Source organism: Ensifer sp. EB106-05-01-XG146, assembly GCF_058791875.1.
In genome coordinates this window covers 408,968-431,422 of sequence record NZ_JBYTDX010000003.1, presented here as the reverse complement: position 1 = coordinate 431,422, position 22,455 = coordinate 408,968, and the positions used below count along the sequence as shown (strand labels likewise).

Genomic DNA, 22,455 nt, shown 5'->3' with positions numbered 1-22,455 from the left:
CCGACCGTTGTTCCGCAAGACCGACCACTGGAGCAATTTCGATTGCCGGCAGCTGACAACGCCGTTGCTCAATCTGACTTTTGAACAGTCGCCGCAAAAGCGCCGCTACCAGCAGCCGACGTTTCTTGAAGTGCCGTCGGGAAAACCGAACCGCCTGCGCAATTCCCCAAGCAGCTAAACATGCAAACCCTCAAATATACCCGAGGGGGCCGCTTGACTCCCTCAGGCCGCGCCAGTATCAAGTTGTAGGCCTAACCCTACAATTGGATGCCATGCACCAGTCTCAGTCAAAACCAAGTCCCGCACTGTCGTTGTCGGATCTTCCCGCTCCCGATGTCGTCATTCGCCGGCTGAAACACCCCGGACGCTGGATCAGCGGCGGTCTCGTCATCCTGCTTCTGGCGGTGATCGGACGCGCCTTCGCCGTCGGGCAGATCCAGTGGACGGTGGTCGGCGAGTTTCTGACGGCCGGTGTCATCATCACCGGTTTCGGCTGGACGCTGCTCATTTCGGCCTGCGCGCTGGTGCTCGGCGTGCTGCTCGGCTTTGCCTTCGGCATCATGCGGCTCTCGGAAAACCCGATCCTGCGTTTTGCCGCCTGGCTCTATGTCTGGATCTTCCGCGGTACACCGGTGCTGCTCCAGCTTCTCATCTGGTTCAACATCGCGCTGATCTTTCCGAAGCTCTACATCCCAGGTCTTATTGACGCCCGCATGGTCGATGTGGTGACACCCTTCGTCGCCGCGGTTCTCGGTCTCGGCGTCAATGAAGGGTCGTACCTCACGGAAGTCGTGCGCGGCGGTATCGGTTCGGTCGACAAGGGTCAGAAGGAGGCGGCCCACACTCTCGGCATGACGCCCGGGCAGACGATGCGGCGCATCATCCTGCCGCAGACCCTTCGGCTGATCCTGCCCGTGCTCGGCAACAGCGCGATCGGCATGCTGAAGTTCTCTTCGCTCGCCGCCACCATCGCCATGGGCGAGATGCTGAACGCGGCCCAGCGCATCTACTTCATCAACGGCGCCGTCATCGAACTGCTGTTTGTCTGCGCCGTCTGGTATCTGGCCGGAACCACGGTTCTGTCCATCGGCCAGTATTATCTCGAACGCCACTTCGGCCGCGATGCCGCAACGACAACCACCGAACGCCGCTGGTTCAAAGCCTGGGCGCGTCGTCCGGCCGTCACGGGTGAAGCATGACACTTGCAGTTAAAGCGGTCGGTATCCGCAAGAGTTTTGGCAATCACGAGGTGCTGAAGGGTCTCGACCTGGACGTCGCCTATGGCGAGGTTCTCTGCATCCTCGGACCCTCGGGCAGCGGCAAGAGCACGTTCCTGCGCTGCATCAATCACCTGGAAACACCGAATGGCGGCTACGTGTGGGTGGACGGCGCGATCATGGGCTACGAGCTCAACCGCGGCGCGCTGCAGGAATTGCCGGTCAAGCGACTGCGCGCCCAGCAGAGCCAGCTCGGCATGGTGTTCCAGCACTTCAATCTGTTTGCGCACCGCACCGTGCTCGGCAACGTCACCGAGGGACCGATGGTGGTGCGCGGTCTCAGCCGCGCCGAGGCCGAAGCCCGCGCCATGGCCCTGCTCGAGCAGGTCGGCATGGCGGCCAAGGCATCGAGCTACCCGTCGCAGCTTTCCGGTGGCCAAAAACAGCGCGTGGCAATCGCGCGGGCGCTCGCCATGGAACCGCGCGTCATGCTCTTCGACGAGCCGACCAGCGCGCTCGATCCGGAGCTCGTCGGTGAGGTGCTGGAGGTGATGCGCAATCTGGCGCGCGGCGGCACGACGATGATCGTCGTCACCCACGAAATCGGCTTCGCAAGAGAAGTCGCCGACCGCGTCGTGGTGATGATCGACGGCGAAATCCGCGAGAACGGCGCACCTCAACAGGTCCTTAGCAACCCCGGTGATGCGCGTGTGCGCAGTTTTCTGAGCCGCGTGCTTGCCTGACGACAAGAGTTCAAAAAAGGGAGAACAGGAAATGAAACGATTGCTGCCGATGGCTCTGGCGCTTGCCTCCGCCACCTTCATCAGCCTTGCCGCAGGGGCTGCTGCCCATGCCGCCGACGAGAAGCTGGCCGCCGCCCTGCCGGATGCCGTGCGCGACACCGGCAAGCTGAACGTCACGATCAGCCTTGCCTATCCGCCGATGGAATACAGCGACGCCGGCTCGACCGAACTGAAAGGCTTCGACATCGATCTTGCCAAGGCGATCGCCGAGCGCCTCGGCCTGACGGCGGAATTCCAGAACGTCGAGTTCCCGCAATTGATCCCGCAAGTGGTCACCGGCCGCTCCGACCTGATTATGACCGCCTTCTCCGACAAGGTGGAACGCCAGACGCAACTGGACTTCATCGACTACTTCAAGACCGGCAACGTCTTCTATTCGACCGCCGACCACCAGGGTGAGATCAAGGCCGAGGCCGACCTCTGCGGCAAGACGGTTGCGGTCGCGACCGGAACCAGCTGGGTCACCTGGGCGGAAAACCTTGGCAAATCCATCTGCCCGGCCGACAAGCTGATCACCGTCATTCAGATCCCGACCCAGGCCGAGCACATCATGCAGATCCGCCAGGGGCGTGCCCAGGCTTCCGTCATCGGCCTTGAAGGACTGCTCGACCTGATGAAGCAGGAGCCGGACAAATTCTACCAGATCGGTGAGGTTGGCGAGATCAACCACTACGGCATTGCCCTTGCAAAGGCCAACACGCAACTGCGCGATGCAATCAAGGGCGCGCTCGACGCCATGAAAGCCGACGGCACTTATGCACAGATCCTCGACCGCTACGGCTTGAAACAGGCGGGTGTCGAGGAGTTCAAGATAAACGGAGCCACGAAGTAACAGAACCGCGCCGGAGCCTGCCTTGACCCATCCCCCTATGCCAGACGCCTCAACCGCAACGGGCGAACGCCCTGACGATCGACTGTCGCGGCTGCGCCTCGATCTCTATTCGAGCGAGCAGCTTTACCGGCAGCTCTATCGGGCGCTGCGCGCCGCGATCCTGAGCGGCGACTTTTCCGAAGGTGAAGCCATTCCCTCGGAGAACCAGTTGCGCGACCAGTTCGGCATTGCCCGCACGACTGTGCGCAATGCGATGGCGCTTCTGGTTTCGGAGGGCCTCGTCCAGCAGGTTCGCGGCCGCGGCACAATCGTCTCGCACCGACCGATCAGCCACAACATCTGGAACTTCGGCAGCTTCACGGAGCTTGCCCGAAAACAGGGCCAGCGCCCGGTGACGCAGGTGCTGGAGCACCGGGCAGACAACGGCCAACTCGTGCTGGTGCGCGCCCGCGGGCTTGCCAACGGCGACAGCGTGACATGGCTGAACGTCGACACGTCCGAGCTCGATCTCGCCCTTTATCCCGGGCTTGATCGATACGACTTCGCGTCGCAATCCCTCTACGAGGTGTTGCGCCGCGACTATGACCGTCACCCCCTGCGTTCGGAACTGCTGTTGACCGTCGTGCCGGCTTCCGATCGCCTGCGGGAGGTCTTTGCCCCGGCGCAGGACGTGCCGGGCTACCTTTGCGCCAGCGGGGATGTGCTCGACGCGGACGACCGGTTGGTCGAGCGCACGTCGATCGTCTACTCGCCGGCAGTCCAGATGAAATTTGCAACGCGCTGGGGCCGCGAGACCGCGCCGCACGGCGTGCAGGAGACATGACATGAGCCGCTTCGGCGACACCTTTACCATCCAAAAACCGATCCTCGGCATGCTGCACCTTGCCGGTGACGGCGCTCAGGCCAAGCTTGCCCAGGCCGAAGAGGAAGCCCGCATCATGGCCGGCGAAGGCGTCGATGGGCTGGTGGTCGAGAACTATTTCGGCGATGCCGAGGATGTCGAACGGGTGCTAGAGCGGATCTTCCACCTCGACCTCGGAACGCGCATCGGTGTCAACGTCTTGCGCGACGACTCCCGCGCCTTCGCGCTCGCGCGGACCTATCCGGTCTCGTTCATCCAGGTGGATTCCGTCGCTGGCCACCTGCCGCCCGAAGCAGACGTCCCCTTTGCGACCGAACTTCAGACCCGCCGCGACGGTGTGACGGCCCTGCTCCTCGGTGGTGTCCGGTTCAAGTACCAGCCGGTCCTATCAGGCCGGCTGGAGGAGGAAGACGTGCGCATCGGTGCGTCGCGCTGCGACGGGCTGGTCGTCACCTCGGACGCGACCGGCCAGCCGACCGACTTGGAGAAGGTGGCGCGATTCCGCGCTGCGACCGGTGGCGAGACGCCGCTCCTGATCGGCGCCGGCCTCACCGAAGCCAACGCCACCGAGCAATTGGCTCAGGCCGACGGCGCCGTCGTCGGCAGCTGGTTCAAGCACGATCACAAGGACACCGGCCGGGTCGAAGCCGCCCATGTCGCAGGCTTGATGCGTGTCGTGCGCGCGATCAGGAGTGCGGCATGAACGTCGTCCACGCCCGGCCGGTGACCCCGGACAATTTTTCCCGCTACGGCCGGGTGTACGACCTGACCGGTGACACGGACGGCAAGGTCCTCTGGACTGTCGGCGACGGCTGGAACGACGGCTTTACGAAAACGCCGTTGATCGACGGCCGCGGTCATCTCGGCATCACCCGTGGCGGACAAGCGCCCTGGGACTGCCGCGCGATGGAGCGGCACCCGCTGACCGAAGAGGCGATCTTCTGTCTCGCTGAACCGGTTGTCCTTGCGGTTGCGCCGGCGTCGGATGGCGAAGCACCTGATCGCGACGAGATCGAAGCCTTCGTCATCGCGCCCGGGCAGGCTGTCGTCATGGATCGCAATGTCTGGCACGATGCCTGCCGCGGCGTTTCCGGCCCCGCACCCTATTACTGGATGGCCGTCTGCGGCCTCGGCGAAAGCCCATGGGTAGCAGTTTCGGGCGGTCCGATAAAGGTGTCGGCGGCAGCGGGCACGGGACTAACCTTATGACTGCATTCTTCATTGGCGATGTCGCCCTCGACGAATACTACACCGCCGACCGCTGGCCCGGCCGCGCCGACAAGGGCATGGTCAAGGAGCTTCCGGCCGAAGCCGGCGGCTCCATCGCCAACGCCGCCGTCGTGCACGCCGGTCTTGGCGGCGATACGCAGTTCATATCGCTGCTCAACGACAGCCCATTGTCCGAGCGCCTGATCGCCGATCTCAGGCAAAATGGCGTCGGCGTCGATCACATGCTGATCGATCCGGCCATTCCGGAATCGCGCAACTTCATCTTCCTCGTCGAGGGCGAGCACATCGTGCTCACCGTCGAGATGGGCGAGCAGCCGATGTGGCTTTCAGGCGCCAGTCTGAAAGCGTTGCGCCAGCCGGGTTACCTCTACACCACGCTCTATCGCGTCCGCCGTCTGCACGCCAAGACGCAAAACGGCGTTCTGAAGCAAGCCGATCTCCTCAGGGACCTGCATTCCAACGGGCGCCGGGCGATCTTCGATCTCGACGTCGGCGGCTGCACGCCCGAGGACATGCCCTATCTGACCGGCGCGGCTGTCGTCATCTTCAACCAGATCGGTTTCCACACCGCTTTCGGCCACGACGACATCAACCTCATCGGCGACTGGATGCGAGAGCACCAAATCGACCGAGTGGTGCGGACGCTGGCCGCCGACGGCGCGGAGGCTCGCAACCATGAAACGGTCTTGCGCGTGCCCGGCTTTACTTTGAAAGTCGTCGACGTGACTGGTGCCGGCGACACCTTTGGTGGAACGCTCACCTGGTGCCTGTCGCAGGACCAGAGCTTCGAGGAGGCGCTCGACTTCGCAGTCGCGGCCGCTTCGCGCGCCGTCACCATCCATGGCCCGCGCGCAGGCAAGGCAACACCCGAAGATGTCCTTGCCTGGCGCCGGCGGCACCGCCACCAGGATCGCTGAACTGGCCTCATGGAGCGCACACGAACCGCAGGCCCTGCGGTTCTCCCGAACCATGACAAACACAAGCGTTTGGCCGATCACGGGGCGCACCTACCCGGATTTCCCGTCGCCGTTTGCATCGATCACGACGCGTACCGGCCCACCGTCTGGTCGTGCGGCATCGGCGGGAGGCCGGGCGCAGAAGGCCATCGAAGGTAGCACGCGGCGATCGAGCCGCAGGACACTCCTCGAGCCCGTTGGGGTGTCAGCTTTGCGATATCAGTTTGCTCGAAGGGCTGCGGCGATGGTCGCATATATCGTTTCGACCTCGTCCTTGCCGATCGTCAGAGGCGGCGACAAGACGATCGTGTTTGCGACCGGACGAATGAGCACGCCGCGTTCGAAGCAGAATTCATAGACCTTCTTGGCGAGTGTCTTGCCGACGGCGGCGTTTTCGCCAAGCTCGATGCCCGCAAGCAGACCGAGGTTGCGGATGTCGACGACACCGGGCAGCCCCTTCAGGCTGTGCGCACATTGCTCCCAGTGCGGTTCGAGCCTCGCTGCCCGCTCGAAAATCCCCTCGGAAACATAAACGTCCAACGCCGCCAATCCGGCGGCGGCCGCCAGCGGATGGCCGGAATAGGTATAACCGTGGGAGAGTTCGACCGTACCTGGTGCCGCCTTTGAGGTAATCGCATCGTAGATGCGATCGCTGGCAATGACGCCGCCCATCGGAACCGCGCCATTGGTCATGCCCTTTGCCACCATCAGTAGATCGGGCTTTACCGAAAAGCGGTCGGCCGCGAAAGCATGGCCGAGCCGACCGAAACCGGTGACGACCTCGTCGAAGATCAACAGGATGCCGTGGCGCGTGCAGAGTTCGCGCAGCCGCTCGAGATAGCCGACCGGCGGAACGAGAACACCGGTCGATCCCGCGACCGGCTCAACGATGACGGCAGCAATCGTCGATGCATCGTAGGTCGCGATCATCTGCTCAAGCGCATCGGCCAGCTCTGCCCCGTGCGGCGGCTGACCGCGGCTGAAGGCGTTCTTCGCCGGATCATGCGTGTGCGGCAAATGCACCGTGCCGGGCAAGAGCATGCCGAACTGCTTCTTGTGCGGGCCCATGCCCGCAGCCGACAGGCCGCCGAAACCGACGCCGTGATAACCGCGCTGACGCCCGACGATGCGCTGGCGCTGCCCTTCACCCCTCGCATGATGGTAGGCAAGCGCGATCTTGAGCGCGGTATCGGCCGCTTCCGAGCCGGAATTGGTGAAGAACACGCGGTTCATGCCTTCTGGCGCAATCGACGTTAGCCGGTTGGCATATTCGAAGACCAGCGGATGCCCGAGGCCGAACGAGGATGCGAAGTCCAGCCGCGCCGCCTGTTTCTGGATCGCCTCCACGATGCGCGGATGGCCATGGCCAACGTTGACGCACCAAAGCCCGGCGATAGCGTCCAGCAGGCGGTGGCCGCCGCTGGTGAAGTAGTAGAGCCCTTCGGCACGGGAGATGAATTCAGCATTCGCCTTGAAGTCCCGGTTGGCCGTAAATGGCATCCAGTAGGCATCAAGGTTGTTCGGGCCGGGCGTGGTGAGCGTATCCATGGCATGTGGACCTTCTGTGAATGGGCAGAGCGCGCGCGAGGCGACGGCGACCAAGGTTCAAGCGGCAATTTCGTCGCGATAGGTCGGGTAGCTCTTGAAGCTCGGATTGTCGGCCGGCAGCACCGCGAGTTCCATTTCACCTGCCGCCGGCCGCATCACGATGGTCGCGACTGTCGCCGAGACATGGCCGCGGGACGAACGATGCGGCGGACGGCAGACGGCGTAGGGATAACCAAACTTGTCAGAAAGCGCGGCTTTGACCTCGGCGACGCCGATCTTGTCGGACTTTTCGAGAATGCGGCGAACGCGCCAGTCGCGGTAAAAACTGTCCGACCAGCTTGAATGAGCCTGCTCACGCAATTTCAGAAGCGCCGTTTGACTCTGCCAATGGTTGGCATGCACGATGAGATCGTTTTCCGGATAGATGTTGAACGCTTCGTCCGGTGCGCATTCGAAGCTGACGGCAAAGCCATCCTTGTGGCTCACGATGATGTTGTTCGACGCCGACTTCCTCGTTCCGGCCACGGCACGCATGGCCATCGCCAGATGTTCCTGTTGCAGGACCATGCGCCGGATGAGTGCTAGCGGCACGCCGTCGCCGGCAAAGTCGCGGTCGCTCTCGAGATAATTTGCCGTGACGGCGATGCCCTTGTCGTTCATGCCGCTGCGTGCAAGGCCACCGGCCTCCGTGAACGTCTGATAGGACGGACCTTCATCCGGCTTGACGCGCAAGACAATCGCCGTCTCCGCGCATTCTGCCATCCAGTCCCAGTTCTGCGCGTGCACGAGCTCTCCCGTGGCGCTGCGCTCAGGCAGGACAACGACACCGGTGCAGCCGTCGCCCGAATGCTCAGCCCTCGCAGCCTGGGTCCTTCGTGCCCTCGCAAGGATCTCAGTACGGGCATTGATGAGGACGACGTGCTCGAACGGCAAGTCCGCACCTTCGGAGATACCCTTCATCTCCACCACGAAGTTTGGGTCGAACGCCTCGATGAGCGGTACATAGCCGGCAACGATCGACTTCAGGTCGTCGGCCAAGACCCCGAGCGTCGCAAGCCGACCAGCATACAGTTCGACGCTGCGACGCACACGGTCCTTCGCCTGCAGCCCATACTGACGCCCGCGCTCGAGCGGAGTTCCTGAGATCGAAACGAACGGAAACGGTGCGGCGGTCATCTGTCTTCTCTTTCACTCTATGTTGCGTTTTGTATCGTTAAAATGCACTATCACAAGGAATTGTCCAGAGGAAATCGAACAGCTATGTCAGAAGCGCAACCCAAAGACCGACCAGACCCTGGAGCCAGTTGATGAGCACGGAAAGCAGCCCGAGCGCGTTGCAGATCGACATTGCCCGGCAGATCCTGCTTCAGGCACAAAAAGAAGGCTGGCGGGCAGGTCATCCGATTGTCGAGAAGACCCTGGCAACAATGTTTGGCGTATCGCGCACACCGATGCGGGCCGCTCTCGAAATCCTTGCGACCAAGGATCTCGTGCGCCTCATCCCCAACAAAGGCTTTGTCGCCGCCACCGATCTCGGCAACGGCACCTACATCGAGACATTCAGTGAGAGCGAAACGGAGCGCCTCAAGCAGCAGATCCTGCGCGACCGCTCTGTCGGCACCATTCCGCAGGAAGTGTCGGAAAATGAGCTGACGGAACGCTACGGCATTGCGCGCGGGACGATCCGCAAGGCGTTGACGCAATTATCCTCGCAGGGCCTCATTCACCGCCAGCGCGGCCACGGATGGGCGTTTGTCGATTCGCTCGACAGCGCAGAAAGCCTGGCCGAAAGCTATCGTTTTCGCATCGCGATCGAGCTTGCAGGCCTTGCCGAGCCGAACTACCGCGCCGATCCGGATGCGCTCAAGGCCCTCATTGCCGAACATGAAAGCATGTTCGACCAGATCAATGCCGCCGGCAGCATCAGCCGCGACAGCTGGTTAAAACTGAACGCCTCCTTCCACGAGACACTCGCCACCTGGTCCGGCAACCGCTTCATCCTGCAATCCGTGCGCATGCAGAACGACCTTAGACTGCTGCGCGAGTCCTCGGTATTCGATCGGCTCCGGCCCGAGCGCATGGAGAGGTCGCTGAAGGAGCACATCCAGATCCTCCGGTATATTGGCTCCGGCGAGATCGAATTCGCCCAGCTTGCGCTGCGGCGCCACCTTGAATCGACGCTGCAGAAAGTTGAGGACCGGATCCGCAGCGAAAGATAACGCCTGCCGAGAGCGCATTTGCCCCCCTTTTGGGGAGGCCGAGAAGGTTTGCGATTTTTCGTATTGCATTATGATCAAACAAAAGGCACAGTTCGCTCAACCGGAAAACCGGGCAGACCACAAAGAGGAGAACTGAGGTGAACCGTAGACAGAGACTGGCCGCGTCGGCCGCAGCACTAACGCTGACCTTGGCCTGCGGCCCGGCCGCAGCAGAAACGCTGAAAATCGCACTCAATGCCGACATCCGCAGCCTTGATCCGGGCGTCAACCGAGACGCCAACAGCGACGCCGTCGTGTTGCACATAGTCGAGGGTCTCGTTGCATATAGCGAGGACGCCTCGGTAAAGCCGCTGCTTGCCAAGGAGGTCGCTGTCTCGGACGACGACCTGACCTACACGTTTAAGCTCAGGGATGGCGTCAAGTTCCATAATGGCAACGTGCTGACTTCGGCCGACGTCGTCTGGAACTGGAACCGCTACATGGACGAAGCCACAAAATGGCGATGCCGCAACGACTTTGCCGCGGGCGGCGCCGCCCATGTCGTATCGGTCACGGCACCCGACGACAAAACCGTCGTCTTCAAGCTCGAAAAGCCGAACGCCCTCTTTCAGGCAACGCTTGCCAGAACCGACTGCGGCATGACCGGCATACTCGACAAATCATCGTTTAACGCCGACGGCTCGTTCAACGTGCCTGTCGGCACCGGTCCCTTCCGGTACAAAGAATGGCGTAAGGGCGAATTCATCGACCTCGAAGCCTTTGCCGACTACGCGGTACGCAGCGAAGAAAAGCGGGACGGCTACACCGGCGCCAAGCGTCCGCTTGTCGAGGCCGTCCGCTTCGCCGTCATTCCCGACCGCTCCTCCGCCAAGGCTGCGTTGCTCAATGGCGACATCGATATCGTACCGGACGTTCCCTATGCCGATGTCGAGGAGTTCAAGCAGAACGCCGATACCGCCGTTTCGCTGGCGACCAATCCCGGCATCGTCGCGCTCCTGTTGCAGACGCGCGATCCGCTGCTCAAGGACATGCGCATCCGCAAGGCCATCGCCATGGCTCTTGACACCAAGACCATGGTCGAGGGAATTACGCTCGGTCTCGGCAAGGCCAACAACTCGCTGATACCGCCGACCTCAAAATACCACTCCCCAGCCCAGACCCAGGGCTACAGCTACGATCCCGCGGCGGCAAAGGCGCTGCTGCAGGAAGCCGGTTACAACGGCCAGCCGATCAAACTCATCGCCAATACGCGCTACTCCAACACCTACGATGCGGCAATCGTGGCACAGGCAATGCTGCAGCAGGTCGGAATATCCGCGGAACTCGAAGTGCTGGAGTGGGCGGCACAACTCGACCGATATCAGAGCGGCAACTATACGGCGATGGTGTTTCCCTATTCGGGACGCTACGACCCCGCACTGACCATGGACTCCGTCATGGGCAACAAGGACAAGGAGCCGCGCAAGGTCTGGGACGATCCGGACGCGCAGGCCATGCTCGCCGACGCCGTGCGTTATTCCGACCCGGCCAAGCGCCAGGAGCTTTTCGACAAGCTACATGCGCGCTTCCTGGAAACCGTGCCCTTCATCATGCTCTATAACGGGCTCGAGGCTTCGGCCTACCAGAAACACGTCCAGAACTACGCGGCCTCGATCTTCTCCATGCCGAGGGCGTGGGAAGTCACGATCGCCGAGTAAGAGAGTTCGCTCGAGATGCTGCGCTTCATCCTTTCGCGGATAGGAATGGCCGTTCCGACGGTTTTCCTCGTCGCCGTCGTCGTCTTCTTCCTGATACGCCTTGTTCCGGGCGACCCGGCAGCATTGCTGCTCGGCGACATGGCGTCGCCGGAAAGTGTCGCTGCCTTGCGCTCGGACCTTGGACTCGACAAGAACATCCTGACGCAGTTTGCGATCTGGCTGACCAGCGTCCTGCAGGGCGATTTCGGGACGTCGATCACTACGAAGGAGCCGGTGACCCATCTCATCATCGAGCGTTTCAAGGTCAGCGCCGGCATCGTCCTCGTTGCCGTCGCCCTTGCCTCGCTGGTCGCCGTTCCGGCCGGCTTCATCGCCGCCCTCCGCCAGAACTCCAGACTTGATTTCACCCTTGTGTCGATCGCCGCGTTGCTTCTGTCGATCCCGACCTTCTGGCTCGGTCTCGTCATTCTGCTCATCTTCGGCCTCAAGCTCGGATGGTTGCCGGTGGTCGGCTACGTCTCCGTCGCCGAAGACCCGAGCCGCGGGCTGCTCTATGTGCTGATGCCGATCCTCACGCTCTTCCTACACGAGATCGGCGTGCTTCTGCGCATGGCCCGCGCCTCGGCGCTCGAAGTTCTCAGGCTCGACTACATCACTCATGCGCGCGCCAAGGGCCTGCCCGAGCGAACGGTGCTGTGGCGCCATGTGTTCCCCAACGCCTTTGCGCCGACGCTGACGCTGATCGGCCTGGTGCTTGGCAACATGCTCGGCGGTATCGCCGTCGTCGAAACCGTGTTCACGATCCCGGGTCTCGGGCGGCTCCTCGTCGATGCGATCTTCGGCCGCGACTATCCGGTCATTCAGGGATGCCTGCTCTTCATCGCGGTCATCTACGTGCTGGTCAACCTGATCGTCGACCTGTGCTACCCGCTCTTTGATCCGCGAGTGAAAATCACATGAAGACCCTTTCTGCCAATGCGCTGGTTGGCGGCCTGTTCGTCGGCGCCTTCGTGATCGTCGCCTGCCTGGGCTCCGTCTGGACGCCCTATGATCCGATGGCGCTCGACATGAAGGCACGCCTCGCCGGCCCCTCGGCCCGGCATCTGCTCGGCGCCGACGAATTCGGACGCGACGTGCTTTCCCGCTTGATGCTCGGCGCGTCGGCGAGCGGCATCGTCAGCCTTGCCACGGTCGCGATCGCAACTGTGCTCGGCACCGCGCTTGGCGCCATCTCAGGCTATGTCGGCGGTTGGACCGATCGGGTGCTCGTCGCCGTCACCAATGCCCTGCTCGCCTTTCCCGGCATCCTGCTTGCGCTTGGGCTGCTTGCGATCTTCGGCGCCAACAAATTCGGCATCGTGCTGGCGCTTGGCATTGCCTACACGCCGTCCGTAGCAAGGATCGTTCGGGGCACAGTGCTTTCGTTGCGGGAGAAGGAATTCATTGACGCCTCCCGGATTGCAGGCGATTCCGAAATCTACACGCTGCTGCGCCATATCCTGCCGAATTGCATCGCGCCGCTGACGGTCCTGACAACGTCGATGTTCGGGTGGACACTTTTATCTGAAAGCGCGCTTTCCTTCCTCGGCCTCGGCGTGCCGCCACCGGCCCCGACCTGGGGCAACATGCTGGCCGCTGCCCGCCCCTACCTCGCCCAGGCGACCTGGCTTGCAATCTTTCCGGGCCTTTGCATCTCCGTTGCGTTGCTCGGGATCAATCTGCTTGGCGATGCGCTGCGGGATAGGCTCGACCCGAAAATGAGAGGCACGCAATGACCCAGCTACCACTCCTGACCGTCGAGCAACTCGTGCTCGGCACCTCGGCTGCGATGGCACCACCCGTCGTCGATTGCGTCAGCCTCACTCTTCGCGCTGGCGAACGCATTGGCATCGTCGGCGAATCCGGTTCGGGCAAGTCGATGTTGATGCGCGCTGTCATCGGCCTTCTGCCGCCCGGGATCGTCAGGCGCGGGGGCTGCGTCCGGTTTGCCGGCCGCGATATGAGCGGGCTTGCGCCGGACGACCTGCGTAAGCTGCGCGGCAAGGGCATCGGGCTCATCTTCCAGGAGCCGATGACCTCGCTCAATCCGGCGCTCACCATCGGCCGCCAGATGGAGGAAGGTCTGGCACTGCACACGACAATGGACGCGTCAGCGCGTCAAAGCGCAATCCTGGCCATGCTGAAACGTGTCGGCATTGCCGATCCGGACGCAGCCATCCGTGCTTTCCCGCATGAGTTTTCCGGTGGCATGCGGCAGCGCATCATGATTGCCTCCGTTATGCTGCTCGAACCGGCGCTCTTGATCGCGGACGAGCCGACGACCGCACTCGACGCCGTCGTGCAACGTGACGTGCTGGAATTGCTGCATGCGCTGGTCGAAGAGAAAGGCACCGCGATGGTGCTGATCAGCCACGACATGGCGATGGTGGCGCAATATACCGATCGCGTGCTGGTCATGCAGAAGGGTGTCTGCGTCGAGGAAGGGACAACGGCCGAACTCCTCCGCATGCCGCGGCACGACTACACCCGGAAACTTCTTTCGGCCCTGCCGCGCCGCGTGCCGGCGCGTGCAGTCGCACCGAATGCTCCGCTCGCCAGCGTCAGAAATATGAAGCTTGCCTACGGCAGCGGCACGGGCGCAAAGCCTGTCTTGCATGGCATCGATCTCGATATCCATCCTGGCGAGATCGTCACGCTGGTCGGAGGTTCCGGCTCCGGGAAGACGACGCTTGGCCGCATCATCGCCGGGCTGCTGCAACCGGATGAGGGCACGCTTACCTTCCGCGGACAGGTGGTCAATCGCAAAAGCAGCGGCTTCGCCGACTACCGCGCCAATTGCCAGATGGTGTTTCAGGATCCCTACTCTTCGCTCGATCCGCGCATGCGGATCCGCGACATCGTGGCAGCGCCGCTCCGGCACGAAAAATCGATGCGCGCCGCAGACCGCCGTGCGCGGGTCGATGAGGTGCTCGCCGAAGTGGGTCTCGCTCCGCAATTCGCCGAGCGGTTTCCGCATCAACTCTCCGGTGGGCAAAGGCAACGTGCCGCCATCGCCCGCGCGCTTGCTCGCCGGCCCGACCTTGTCATCGCCGACGAGGCGGTCTCAGCGCTCGACCTGACCGTAAAGGCCCAGATCCTCACCCTTTTGAGCAAACTGCAGCGAGAACAAGGTTTTGCATGCCTCTTCATCTCCCATGACCTGGGCGTCGTAGAGCAGATCGCCGATAGAGTTGTGGTCATGCACAAGGGCGTTATCGAAGAACAGGGCAGCCGCGACGAGATCTTCGACCGCCCATCCTCGGCCTATACGCGCAAGCTCCTGTCTGCCGTACCTATGCTGACGCCGGCGGCCGGCGGAGGCATCGATCTCGTCTGGCGCGCCGCTTGACGGGAGCTGCTCGCGCCACAAAAACTTAAGTCGTCGCGCCTGGCGCCTTCGGCTTGGGACCCGGTGGCCGCATCGCTTTCCAGTCAAGGTCGCCTGGCCAGGCGACCTGTTCCCCATTGACCTGATCCTACGGCATCGCGCTCAAAGCGGCGAACTTCATTCAGTAAAGGGTTTCCCATGGCTCACTACCCAGACATCCTGCTTCATATCGACGGCGCCTGGCGGCCGGCGCGTTCCGGCAAGACCATTCCCGTCATCGACCCGGCCAACGAGGAAACGATCGGCCAGGTGGCCTGGGCCGAAGTGGAAGACCTCAATGAGGCGCTTGCGGCCGCCGAGAAGGGCTTCAAGACGTGGCGGGCAACCTCCGCCTTCGACCGCGCCCAGGTGATGCGGTCGGCAGCCGCCCTGCTGCGCGAACGGGCCGGCGACATTGCCTTTCTGATGACGCGCGAGCAAGGCAAACCGCTTGCCCAGTCGAAGGGCGAGATCCTTGGCGCCGCCGACATCATCGAGTGGTTCGCCGAGGAGGGAAAGCGGGCCTACGGCCAGATCATTCCGCCGCGCGCACCCGATGTCACCCAGATGACCGTCAAGCTGCCGGTCGGTCCGGTTGCCGCCTTCACGCCCTGGAACTTCCCGATCAACCAGGTGGTGCGTAAGCTGTCGGCGGCGCTGACCACCGGATGCTCGATCATCGTCAAGGCGCCCGAGGAAACACCGGCGTCGCCGGCCGAACTCATCCGCTGCTTCGTCGATGCCGGGCTTCCGGCCGGCGTCGTCAACCTTGTCTACGGTGTGCCCTCGGTCATCTCGGAATACCTGATCGCCCATCCGGTGATCCGCAAGATGTCGTTTACCGGCTCGACCCCGGTCGGCAAGATGCTGGCGGCCCTTGCCGGCCAGCACATGAAGCGCGCGACGATGGAACTGGGCGGGCATGCGCCTGTCATCGTCACCGATGATGCCGATGTCGAACGCGCCGTCGCCATCATGTCCGCCAGCAAGTACCGCAATGCCGGCCAGGTCTGCGTGTCGCCGACCCGCTTCCTCGTGCAGGAGCGCGTCGCCGATCAGTTCCTCGACGGCTTCGTCGCCGCCTCGAAGACGATCAAGGTCGGCAACGGTCTCGAAGCCGGCGTCGACATGGGGCCGCTTGCCAACGAGCGGCGCATCCCGGCGATCGAAAGCCTGGTTGCCGACGCGCTCGAGCATGGTGCCCGATTGGCGACCGGCGGCCATCGCATCGGCAACCGCGGCTACTTCTTCGAGCCGACGGTTCTGGCGGACGTGCCGCTTTCCGCCCGGATCATGAACGACGAGCCGTTCGGTCCGGTCTCGATCATCAATCGCTTCCATGATCTCGACGAGGCGATCAACGAGGCCAATCGCCTGCCCTTCGGTCTTGCGGCCTATGCCTTTACCGGATCGGAGCGCAGCGCCCACCGCCTGGCAAGCGAGGTCGAAAGCGGAATGATTTCGATCAACCATCTGGGCCTGGCGCTCCCCGAAGTCCCCTTCGGCGGCATCAAGGATTCCGGCTACGGCACCGAGGGCGGTTCCGAAGCGATCGAGGCCTATCTGGAAACACGCTTCGTCACGCGAAAGAGCGTCTGACACCGCAGCATCTGAAACGTGGTCTGAGGAGCGACGACGTCCTCTTGCGGAATTCCGTGGATACAGTGGCGAATTTTCCACAACCCTGACGGTTTCAGTCCTTGGACAACGAGGTATGGCTCGTGAGGGATAGAAGTTCGACTTTGCACAACGTCATTCGAAGTGGCAGGCATGACCTTGCGGCACTAGATAATTGAGCACCGCTGCCTTGATGGTGGAGGAGAGAAAGCCGTAGTGGCCGGCTCGCATCGAAAGCATGGTGGCCGCAGTAGGACGAAGGACAGCAGGCATTGTCGACATCCCGCGTTCGCGTCATCGATCTGGAAACGGCCGGCAACGGACCGAACGACGTCTGCGAAATCGGGTGGCAGGACGTGGTCCTTGAAGACAATGGACGGTGGGTCGTCAACGACGAACGCGGCGCATTGATGGTCAATCCGGGTCGGCCGATTTCGCCCGACACGATGGCCATCCATCATATTCTCGACGAGCAAGTCGCCGGCGCGCCCTACTGGAAAAATGTGGCGCCAGAAGTGTTGCATCCGCACGGCGGGATCGACGCGTTGGCCGCACATCGTGCAGCCTTCGAACAACGGTATTGCACGCCTCGTCTCACCGGCGGCTTGCCCTGGATCTGTACCTGGAAGTGCGCCCTACGGATTTGGCCTGATCTGCCACGATTTTCCAACCAGATGCTCCGCTACCAGCGTATGCCGGAAGGGCTCGTTCACGAGATAGGTCTTCCGGCCCATCGAGGCATGCCGGATGCCTACGTGACGGCCCATCATCTGCGCGATCTGTTGAACGCTGCATCGCTCGATCAGTTGCTGGCGTGGAGTGCCGAGCCGGGCTTGTTGCCGCGCGTGCCCTCCGGGCCTGATCGTGGGAAGGGCTGGGATCGCCTTAGTACGGAGACGCTCACCGAATTTCTTCGCGATAGAGATAGCGACATCCGCTTCAGCGCCCAGACCGAGTTGCAAAGGCGCGGTGAATTCGAACCTACCGCTGCCGACGAGCCAGTGCAGCAAACCTTGCTATGACTGGAACTGTGCGTCGCGCATGCGCCGAATGAAGGGCGGCACCAGGGTGGCGCTCGGCGAACGCGGTGATCTGCCTTGGTGAAGTACTCTACTCAGCATCGACAGGAATTGCCTTGAAGACACGCAAACCGCTTATCCTCACAGCCCGGATCGCGGAGATCGATCTTGAGATCTTCGATCGCCTTCGAAACGCGCATTTCCCGTCGGAGCGAAACTTCCTCCGCGCTCACCTCACGATGTTTCATCGTTTACCGGGCGAACACCTCGAGCGGATCGTTGGAGAATTGCAGGCCGCGGCCACCAAGCGTGACCAGATCCGCGCGCAGGCAGCCAGTGTTCGCCATCTCGGCGCGGGTGTGGCGTTCACGATCAGAAGTCTTGAGCTTGAAGACCTTTATGCAGAACTAAAGCGCGCTTTCATGCCATGGCTGGGCGGTCAGGACATGCAGAGGTGGCAGCCGCATATCACCGTCCAGAACAGGGTTTCGCGGTCAGCCGCAGACACCTTGCACCGGCAACTGACACACGATTTCAAACCACGATCGTTGACGCTGGAGGGCCTGGATCTCTGGAGATATCTAGGCGGACCTTGGCAGCTCGAACGAGCGGTCTGTTTCGAGATCTCCGCTCTCCGTACAGCGCCATTGGCCGGCTCAGCGGCGATCGTTGACGATCATCGCTGAGCCACATGGGCGGACAGATGCTTTATCCGCGCGCTTATGACCAACAGGGTCGGGGCACAGAGACCTCGAAAGAAGACTGTGGGCCGCACCAGGAAGAGACCGCCTACCCGTCACATCGCGCGGAGGCGTACATCGATGACGGATGCGATGCCGAACTCGCTCAACTCTCCGAGCATCGTTCTGACCGGGTCTCGGTCAGGAAGATGGCGAACGCTGTGGCGGGCAGTGCGAGGCCGATCATGGAGGCGAGCCACCATCCACCAGAGGCAAATGCCCAGGCACCCAGGGCAGAGCCAATGGCGCCGCCGGTGAAGAAGATTGCCATGAACAAGCCGTTGAGCCGGCTGCGCAAGTCCGCGCCGAGTTCGTAAATCGAGCGCTGCCCCGTCACCAACGTCATGGTGACGCCGAAGTCGAGCAGGATTGCAGCAAGCGTTAAAAATGTGAGCGCAAAGGTCGAACCTTCAGAGATTTGCGTCATCAGAAAAGCGGCCGCGACACTGACAAGGCCGAATGCCGTTGCCGGCCGCACCAATCCCTTGTCAGAAAGGCGCCCAGCGATGGGCGAAGCAATTGCGCCCGCAACACCGGCCAGGGCGAAAAGCGCAATGCCATTATGACCCAACCCAAAGCTGGGCCCGGCAAGATAAAGCGGCGTCACGGTCCAGAAGAGGCTAAATGCGGCGAACTGACAGGCCTGATAGGCGGCGCGCCGCTGCAGGACCGGCTGCGTCGCGAGAAGCTGGGCCATCGACTTGAGCAGCTGGCCGTAGCTCAATCGACCCGCCGCAGGCATGCGGGTCGGCAATTGCGTCCATAGAAGGGCTCCAAGCCCGACCATGACGATCGCGGAAACATAAAACACGGTATGCCAGGAGCTGACGCCGGCAATTAATCCGGCAATCGGCCGCGCCATCATGATCCCAACCATCAAACCGCTCATGATATTGCCAACGACGCGACCCCGAACGGCATCCGGTGCAAGGTTGGCAGCGAACGGCACGATCATCTGGACAGCAACCGAGCCAAGCCCGATGGCGAGCGAAGCGGTGAGAAAGGGTCCAGGTGTGGTGGAGAGCCCGGCCGCGATCAGGGCAAGAGTAACCAGGCTGATCATGGTCACAATCAGCCGACGATTTTCGAGGAGATCACCCAGTGGCACGAGGAGCAGCAACCCAAGGCCGTAGCCGATCTGGGTCACGGTCACGATCAAGCCTGTTGCCTCAGCCGGTAGGCCGATGTCGAGTGCGATCGGCCCGGCGAGTGGCTGCGTATAATAGAGGTTGGCGGCAATCAGGCCGCAGGCGGCGGCCATCAGAAAAGTCATGCCGACGGAGAGACCGGCCGGGCGCTGCGACTGGGCGAGGGAAGCTGGAGTTGTCATGGAATGTGCCTTGGGAGAAAGGAGACGGGCGGGTTGATCAGTCGAGAATGCGCAAGATTGCTTCACCGGAAGGGAGCAGCTGGTTCTCCAGCTCTCCGGTCTTGCCGGCGATACGCACGCCCTGCAGATAGGAAAATAGCGCAAGCGCGGTACTCGCGGGATCGGCGTCATGGCGAATTGAACCATCTAACTGGCCATCGCGAATGAAACCTTCGAGCCGCGTGACGAGCTTGCGATTGTGTCCTGCGACCTTGGCGGCGATCTCGGCATCGGACAGAACCAGTTCCACGGCGGCACCGATGGCCAGGCATCCACGCCTGCCGGTCTCACCACAGGCGGACATGGCATAGAAACTGACGACGCGGGCAACCTTTTCGCGACCGGTGGAGGCTGAAGACAATGCCTGTTCCAGAAGGTCAGCTCGGACCTGTTTATAGCGGTCGTAGGCAGCGACGAAGATGTCACGCTTGTCCTGAAACGCCTTGTACAGGCTGCCGGCAGTCAGTCCCATTTCGGCTTTCAGTTCTGCGATGGAGGTTCCGTGATAGCCCCTCTCCGAAAATATGCGGATCGCCGCATCCAGAGCTTGGGTCATGTCGAACTCGCGGGGGCGCCCGACGGAGCGATGGGAGTTTCTTTCGGAATTCATTTGACGGCCTATTAGGAAACGATCGTTCCCTAATAGGCCGTCAAAGAGATTTGGTCAAGCCGCTTATCGATCGGCATCTATTGGAAAGACGAGTGGCGCGAGCTTAGATCGAACCCGTTGCAGTTGACGATGTCCCACATTACGCTTGGTATCGAGCACATTGGCTGACAGGAGCTGCAGCGTTGGCTCAGAGCGCAGACAAGTTGTCCGTGGGCGTTCCACCGTGAATGCCGTCGATCTCCAGGCATTCATGTCCACGGCGTCGACGGAAGCACCTGAGGGCGATCGATTCGCAAGAGCCCATGCCGGGGAGTTTCAGACTACATCCTGCTCATCGTGACAGTTCCTGAGCAACCGCTGCCCGCCCCGGTCCCCTTGAACCTGCCTTTCCCTTTGTCGTTCTTTATCATGCCGGTGAGGATGTTGCCGCCCTTGCGGCCTTTATGGACGAATGTGAGGGTCATATTAATAGTCCCATTCCTCGCGACTTTCCCCGCAAGCCCCGAGCTGGAGGATACAACGCCGTCATTTACCAGGATGGACGTTGAAAGCTCACGCCAATCACCGCAGTCCGTCGTCGCGTGCCTCGTTAGCTTCCACACGCCATTGAACACGCTCAAACCAGCCGCCACGCAACGATTTCGGCGGACTTCCATTCCGTTGCCACAGACGAGGGGGCAGACACGGCCACCGGCCGCCTTCAGACTATTCACGAGCTCCTCGGTGGGGGTGAGCGAGGCAAGCTTGATCCCCTTGCGTTCGGCATAGGCTTGCAGCGCCTTCTGACTGCCGCTACCCCATTTGCCGTCCACCTGCTCAAGGCATCCGACACGCACCAGTTCCCTTTGGGTGATCAGTGTGAGCTCACCGGCACTCATTTGGCTGGTCGGATCGCTTGATCCCTTCAAGCCTGGTGTGGTCTGCTCAAGTTTAGCAAGTTCGGGTGGCACGCCGGTGACCTTCGGCAGGGCGGCACGCTTGAGGTCGCCCTGCCCCAGTTCAGCCGTCTCCCGTTCCTTATCCCGCGCTTCAATCGCTGCGATTTTCAGTTTCGCAAGCGTGACGAATGCGCCGCTTGGGTATTGCTGAAGGTAGGCTTCAAAAAAGTTCCTCTCGGTCGCGTCCTTGATGGAATTCCAAAAGGAAAGCTCCACACTTCTGTCGGTGTCCGATGTGACCACCGCCGAGTTCGTTGGCGTCTCGGGGATTTTCGCCGGGTTCAGCACAACCGGGCCCGTCAGTGAGGAACTATCCCAGGGAATCTGCTTACCGCCGGTGACCTGCAAAACGGCGCGACGCACAGCAATCAGGTCATCCGTTATGCTCTGCCCGGGTGTGCCGAGGTGTTGAAGCAAGGCCGACGTAAACGGGGAGTTTCGACCGGCCCCGTCGAGCGCAACGTTTCCCGGCTGCGTGGCGAACGCAATCAGCGACCCCACACCAGTATCGAGCTTGGCCAGGCCTCGACCGACGACCACGGACCGTGTTCCAAGCGACCGAGCCAAAGTCGTAGCGAGCGGATTGTCACGGCAAGCGTCGAGGAAAACCAGATTGACCTTGGCGTTGCGCTCCATGGCAGCAAGCACGAGTTCGATCGGCAGCGCCTCGAAGTCTAGATCATTGTTCGATTTCAGCTGCGCGTCGATCGGGATGATATAATTGCCACCGTTCACCTGCAGCCCGTGCCCGGCATAGAAAAAAAGCGCCACGTCTGCGCCTTCGACCTTGCCGACGAACTCTCGGATCACTCCCCGCATTCCTGTCAAATCGAGGTCCCGACCCGTTACCACCACGAAGCCCAGTGCTGTCAATTTCGACGCCATGTCGCCGGCATCATTTTGCGGGTTCGCGAGCTGAGGTGCGTGTCTATAGGCGGAGTTCCCAATGACCAGCGCGACGCGCTTTTCGGCCCAGACGGGGGAGCCCACAAAAAAGAGCAAGAGCAAGACAGCGGCACGAAGGGAATTCATGAAGCAGCTCCACCACTCCGATCCCGAGCCGAGCGTTTGACAGCCACAGCGCGCAACCGTTGCCGTCACTTCATCGGAGCGGCCCCAAAAGGCCGCGACGGGAACATCAAGAATGATCCTGCCGGAAGATGTAGTCAATCGACGTCGGAAAGCAGATGAGATCAACAATCGACGGTTGCTGGTCTAAAAAGGGGCCTCCTGATCGTGTGGTTACTCCAAACTGCCCGCATGGAAAAATGGATAATCCTGACTGCTCATAAATATCCATCGGTACTAGTTCAGAATGACTAAAGAACGAGTGGCTCCCACTACTGTCGATTTAGAATCTACTTAATTTCGAAGGAGCGAACATGGTGAGGA

21 protein-coding genes are annotated in these 22,455 nt (G+C 61.8%); 16 read left to right on the top strand and 5 right to left on the bottom strand.

The window, feature by feature from the left end; translation table 11 throughout:
* Positions 1–7: 7 nt before the first annotated feature.
* The 8 genes from AC3WVQ_RS30750 to AC3WVQ_RS30715 all read left to right on the top strand — a co-directional run bounded on the left by AC3WVQ_RS30750 (position 8) and on the right by AC3WVQ_RS30715 (position 5,861).
* Positions 8–178: a hypothetical protein gene (locus tag AC3WVQ_RS30750; protein ID WP_162728724.1), complete on the top strand. Its 171-nt coding sequence runs from the start codon at positions 8–10 to the stop codon at positions 176–178.
* A gap of 94 nt (positions 179–272) precedes the next feature.
* A complete protein-coding gene (locus tag AC3WVQ_RS30745) occupies positions 273–1,199 on the top strand; it encodes an amino acid ABC transporter permease (protein ID WP_034803346.1) in 927 nt (308 codons plus the stop codon).
* Complete coding sequence (locus AC3WVQ_RS30740) at positions 1,196–1,960, top strand: amino acid ABC transporter ATP-binding protein (RefSeq protein WP_060519003.1); 765 nt, start codon at positions 1,196–1,198, stop codon at positions 1,958–1,960. The genes AC3WVQ_RS30745 and AC3WVQ_RS30740 overlap by 4 nt, the downstream gene beginning before the upstream one ends.
* A gap of 31 nt (positions 1,961–1,991) precedes the next feature.
* Positions 1,992–2,852 carry an ABC transporter substrate-binding protein gene (locus tag AC3WVQ_RS30735; RefSeq protein WP_060519001.1) on the top strand — a complete coding sequence of 287 codons (861 nt, stop codon included), beginning with the start codon at positions 1,992–1,994 and terminating at the stop codon, positions 2,850–2,852.
* A 22-nt stretch (positions 2,853–2,874) separates the two neighbouring features.
* Positions 2,875–3,675 carry a GntR family transcriptional regulator gene (locus AC3WVQ_RS30730; protein ID WP_127890328.1) on the top strand — a complete coding sequence of 267 codons (801 nt, stop codon included), beginning with the start codon at positions 2,875–2,877 and terminating at the stop codon, positions 3,673–3,675.
* A 1-nt stretch (position 3,676) separates the two neighbouring features.
* Positions 3,677–4,417: a BtpA/SgcQ family protein gene (locus AC3WVQ_RS30725; protein WP_034803342.1), complete on the top strand. Its 741-nt coding sequence runs from the start codon at positions 3,677–3,679 to the stop codon at positions 4,415–4,417.
* Positions 4,414–4,923: an ureidoglycolate lyase gene (locus tag AC3WVQ_RS30720; protein WP_060607946.1), complete on the top strand. Its 510-nt coding sequence runs from the start codon at positions 4,414–4,416 to the stop codon at positions 4,921–4,923. The genes AC3WVQ_RS30725 and AC3WVQ_RS30720 overlap by 4 nt, the downstream gene beginning before the upstream one ends.
* Positions 4,920–5,861 carry a carbohydrate kinase family protein gene (locus AC3WVQ_RS30715; protein WP_060582121.1) on the top strand — a complete coding sequence of 314 codons (942 nt, stop codon included), beginning with the start codon at positions 4,920–4,922 and terminating at the stop codon, positions 5,859–5,861. Before AC3WVQ_RS30720 ends, AC3WVQ_RS30715 begins: the two co-directional genes overlap by 4 nt.
* 258 nt (positions 5,862–6,119) lie before the next feature.
* Here AC3WVQ_RS30715 and aptA read toward each other — a convergent pair whose 3' ends face one another.
* Positions 6,120–7,448 carry an omega-aminotransferase AptA gene (gene aptA / locus AC3WVQ_RS30710; protein WP_060607948.1) on the bottom strand — a complete coding sequence of 443 codons (1,329 nt, stop codon included), beginning with the start codon at positions 7,446–7,448 and terminating at the stop codon, positions 6,120–6,122.
* Positions 7,449–7,505: 57 nt separating this feature from the next.
* On the bottom strand, positions 7,506–8,624 hold the full coding sequence (locus AC3WVQ_RS30705) for a C45 family autoproteolytic acyltransferase/hydrolase (protein ID WP_060607951.1): 1,119 nt from the start codon (positions 8,622–8,624) through the stop codon (positions 7,506–7,508).
* A 131-nt stretch (positions 8,625–8,755) separates the two neighbouring features.
* Here AC3WVQ_RS30705 and AC3WVQ_RS30700 point away from each other — a divergent pair, with 131 nt between their 5' ends.
* The 8 genes from AC3WVQ_RS30700 to AC3WVQ_RS30665 all read left to right on the top strand — a co-directional run bounded on the left by AC3WVQ_RS30700 (position 8,756) and on the right by AC3WVQ_RS30665 (position 18,092).
* Positions 8,756–9,667: a GntR family transcriptional regulator gene (locus tag AC3WVQ_RS30700; RefSeq protein ID WP_060582123.1), complete on the top strand. Its 912-nt coding sequence runs from the start codon at positions 8,756–8,758 to the stop codon at positions 9,665–9,667.
* Positions 9,668–9,804: 137 nt separating this feature from the next.
* On the top strand, positions 9,805–11,364 hold the full coding sequence (locus tag AC3WVQ_RS30695) for an ABC transporter substrate-binding protein (protein ID WP_348646823.1): 1,560 nt from the start codon (positions 9,805–9,807) through the stop codon (positions 11,362–11,364).
* A 15-nt stretch (positions 11,365–11,379) separates the two neighbouring features.
* Positions 11,380–12,324 (top strand): ABC transporter permease, encoded by a 945-nt coding sequence (locus AC3WVQ_RS30690; protein WP_034803329.1) that lies wholly within the window; start codon positions 11,380–11,382, stop codon positions 12,322–12,324.
* A complete protein-coding gene (locus AC3WVQ_RS30685; RefSeq protein WP_060518987.1) occupies positions 12,321–13,139 on the top strand; it encodes an ABC transporter permease in 819 nt (272 codons plus the stop codon). The genes AC3WVQ_RS30690 and AC3WVQ_RS30685 overlap by 4 nt, the downstream gene beginning before the upstream one ends.
* The gene (locus AC3WVQ_RS30680; RefSeq protein ID WP_060607960.1) at positions 13,136–14,752 is read left to right on the top strand and encodes a dipeptide ABC transporter ATP-binding protein; all 1,617 of its coding nucleotides are present in this window, start codon (positions 13,136–13,138) and stop codon (positions 14,750–14,752) included. The genes AC3WVQ_RS30685 and AC3WVQ_RS30680 overlap by 4 nt, the downstream gene beginning before the upstream one ends.
* A 177-nt stretch (positions 14,753–14,929) precedes the next feature.
* Complete coding sequence (locus tag AC3WVQ_RS30675; protein WP_034805416.1) at positions 14,930–16,369, top strand: NAD-dependent succinate-semialdehyde dehydrogenase; 1,440 nt, start codon at positions 14,930–14,932, stop codon at positions 16,367–16,369.
* A gap of 290 nt (positions 16,370–16,659) precedes the next feature.
* Positions 16,660–17,409 (top strand): exonuclease domain-containing protein, encoded by a 750-nt coding sequence (locus tag AC3WVQ_RS30670; RefSeq protein WP_060521192.1) that lies wholly within the window; start codon positions 16,660–16,662, stop codon positions 17,407–17,409.
* 113 nt (positions 17,410–17,522) lie between these two features.
* Positions 17,523–18,092: a 2'-5' RNA ligase family protein gene (locus tag AC3WVQ_RS30665; protein WP_063891283.1), complete on the top strand. Its 570-nt coding sequence runs from the start codon at positions 17,523–17,525 to the stop codon at positions 18,090–18,092.
* A 160-nt stretch (positions 18,093–18,252) separates the two neighbouring features.
* Here AC3WVQ_RS30665 and AC3WVQ_RS30660 read toward each other — a convergent pair whose 3' ends face one another.
* The 3 genes from AC3WVQ_RS30660 to AC3WVQ_RS30650 form a co-directional block, all read right to left on the bottom strand.
* The gene (locus AC3WVQ_RS30660) at positions 18,253–19,476 is read right to left on the bottom strand and encodes an MFS transporter (RefSeq protein WP_060604799.1); all 1,224 of its coding nucleotides are present in this window, start codon (positions 19,474–19,476) and stop codon (positions 18,253–18,255) included.
* Positions 19,477–19,513: 37 nt separating this feature from the next.
* Entirely contained in the window at positions 19,514–20,125 is a 612-nt protein-coding gene (locus AC3WVQ_RS30655) for a TetR/AcrR family transcriptional regulator (RefSeq protein WP_034791852.1), read from the bottom strand.
* 320 nt (positions 20,126–20,445) lie between these two features.
* A complete protein-coding gene (locus tag AC3WVQ_RS30650; protein ID WP_192357334.1) occupies positions 20,446–22,095 on the bottom strand; it encodes a caspase family protein in 1,650 nt (549 codons plus the stop codon).
* Positions 22,096–22,455: the final 360 nt, after the last annotated feature.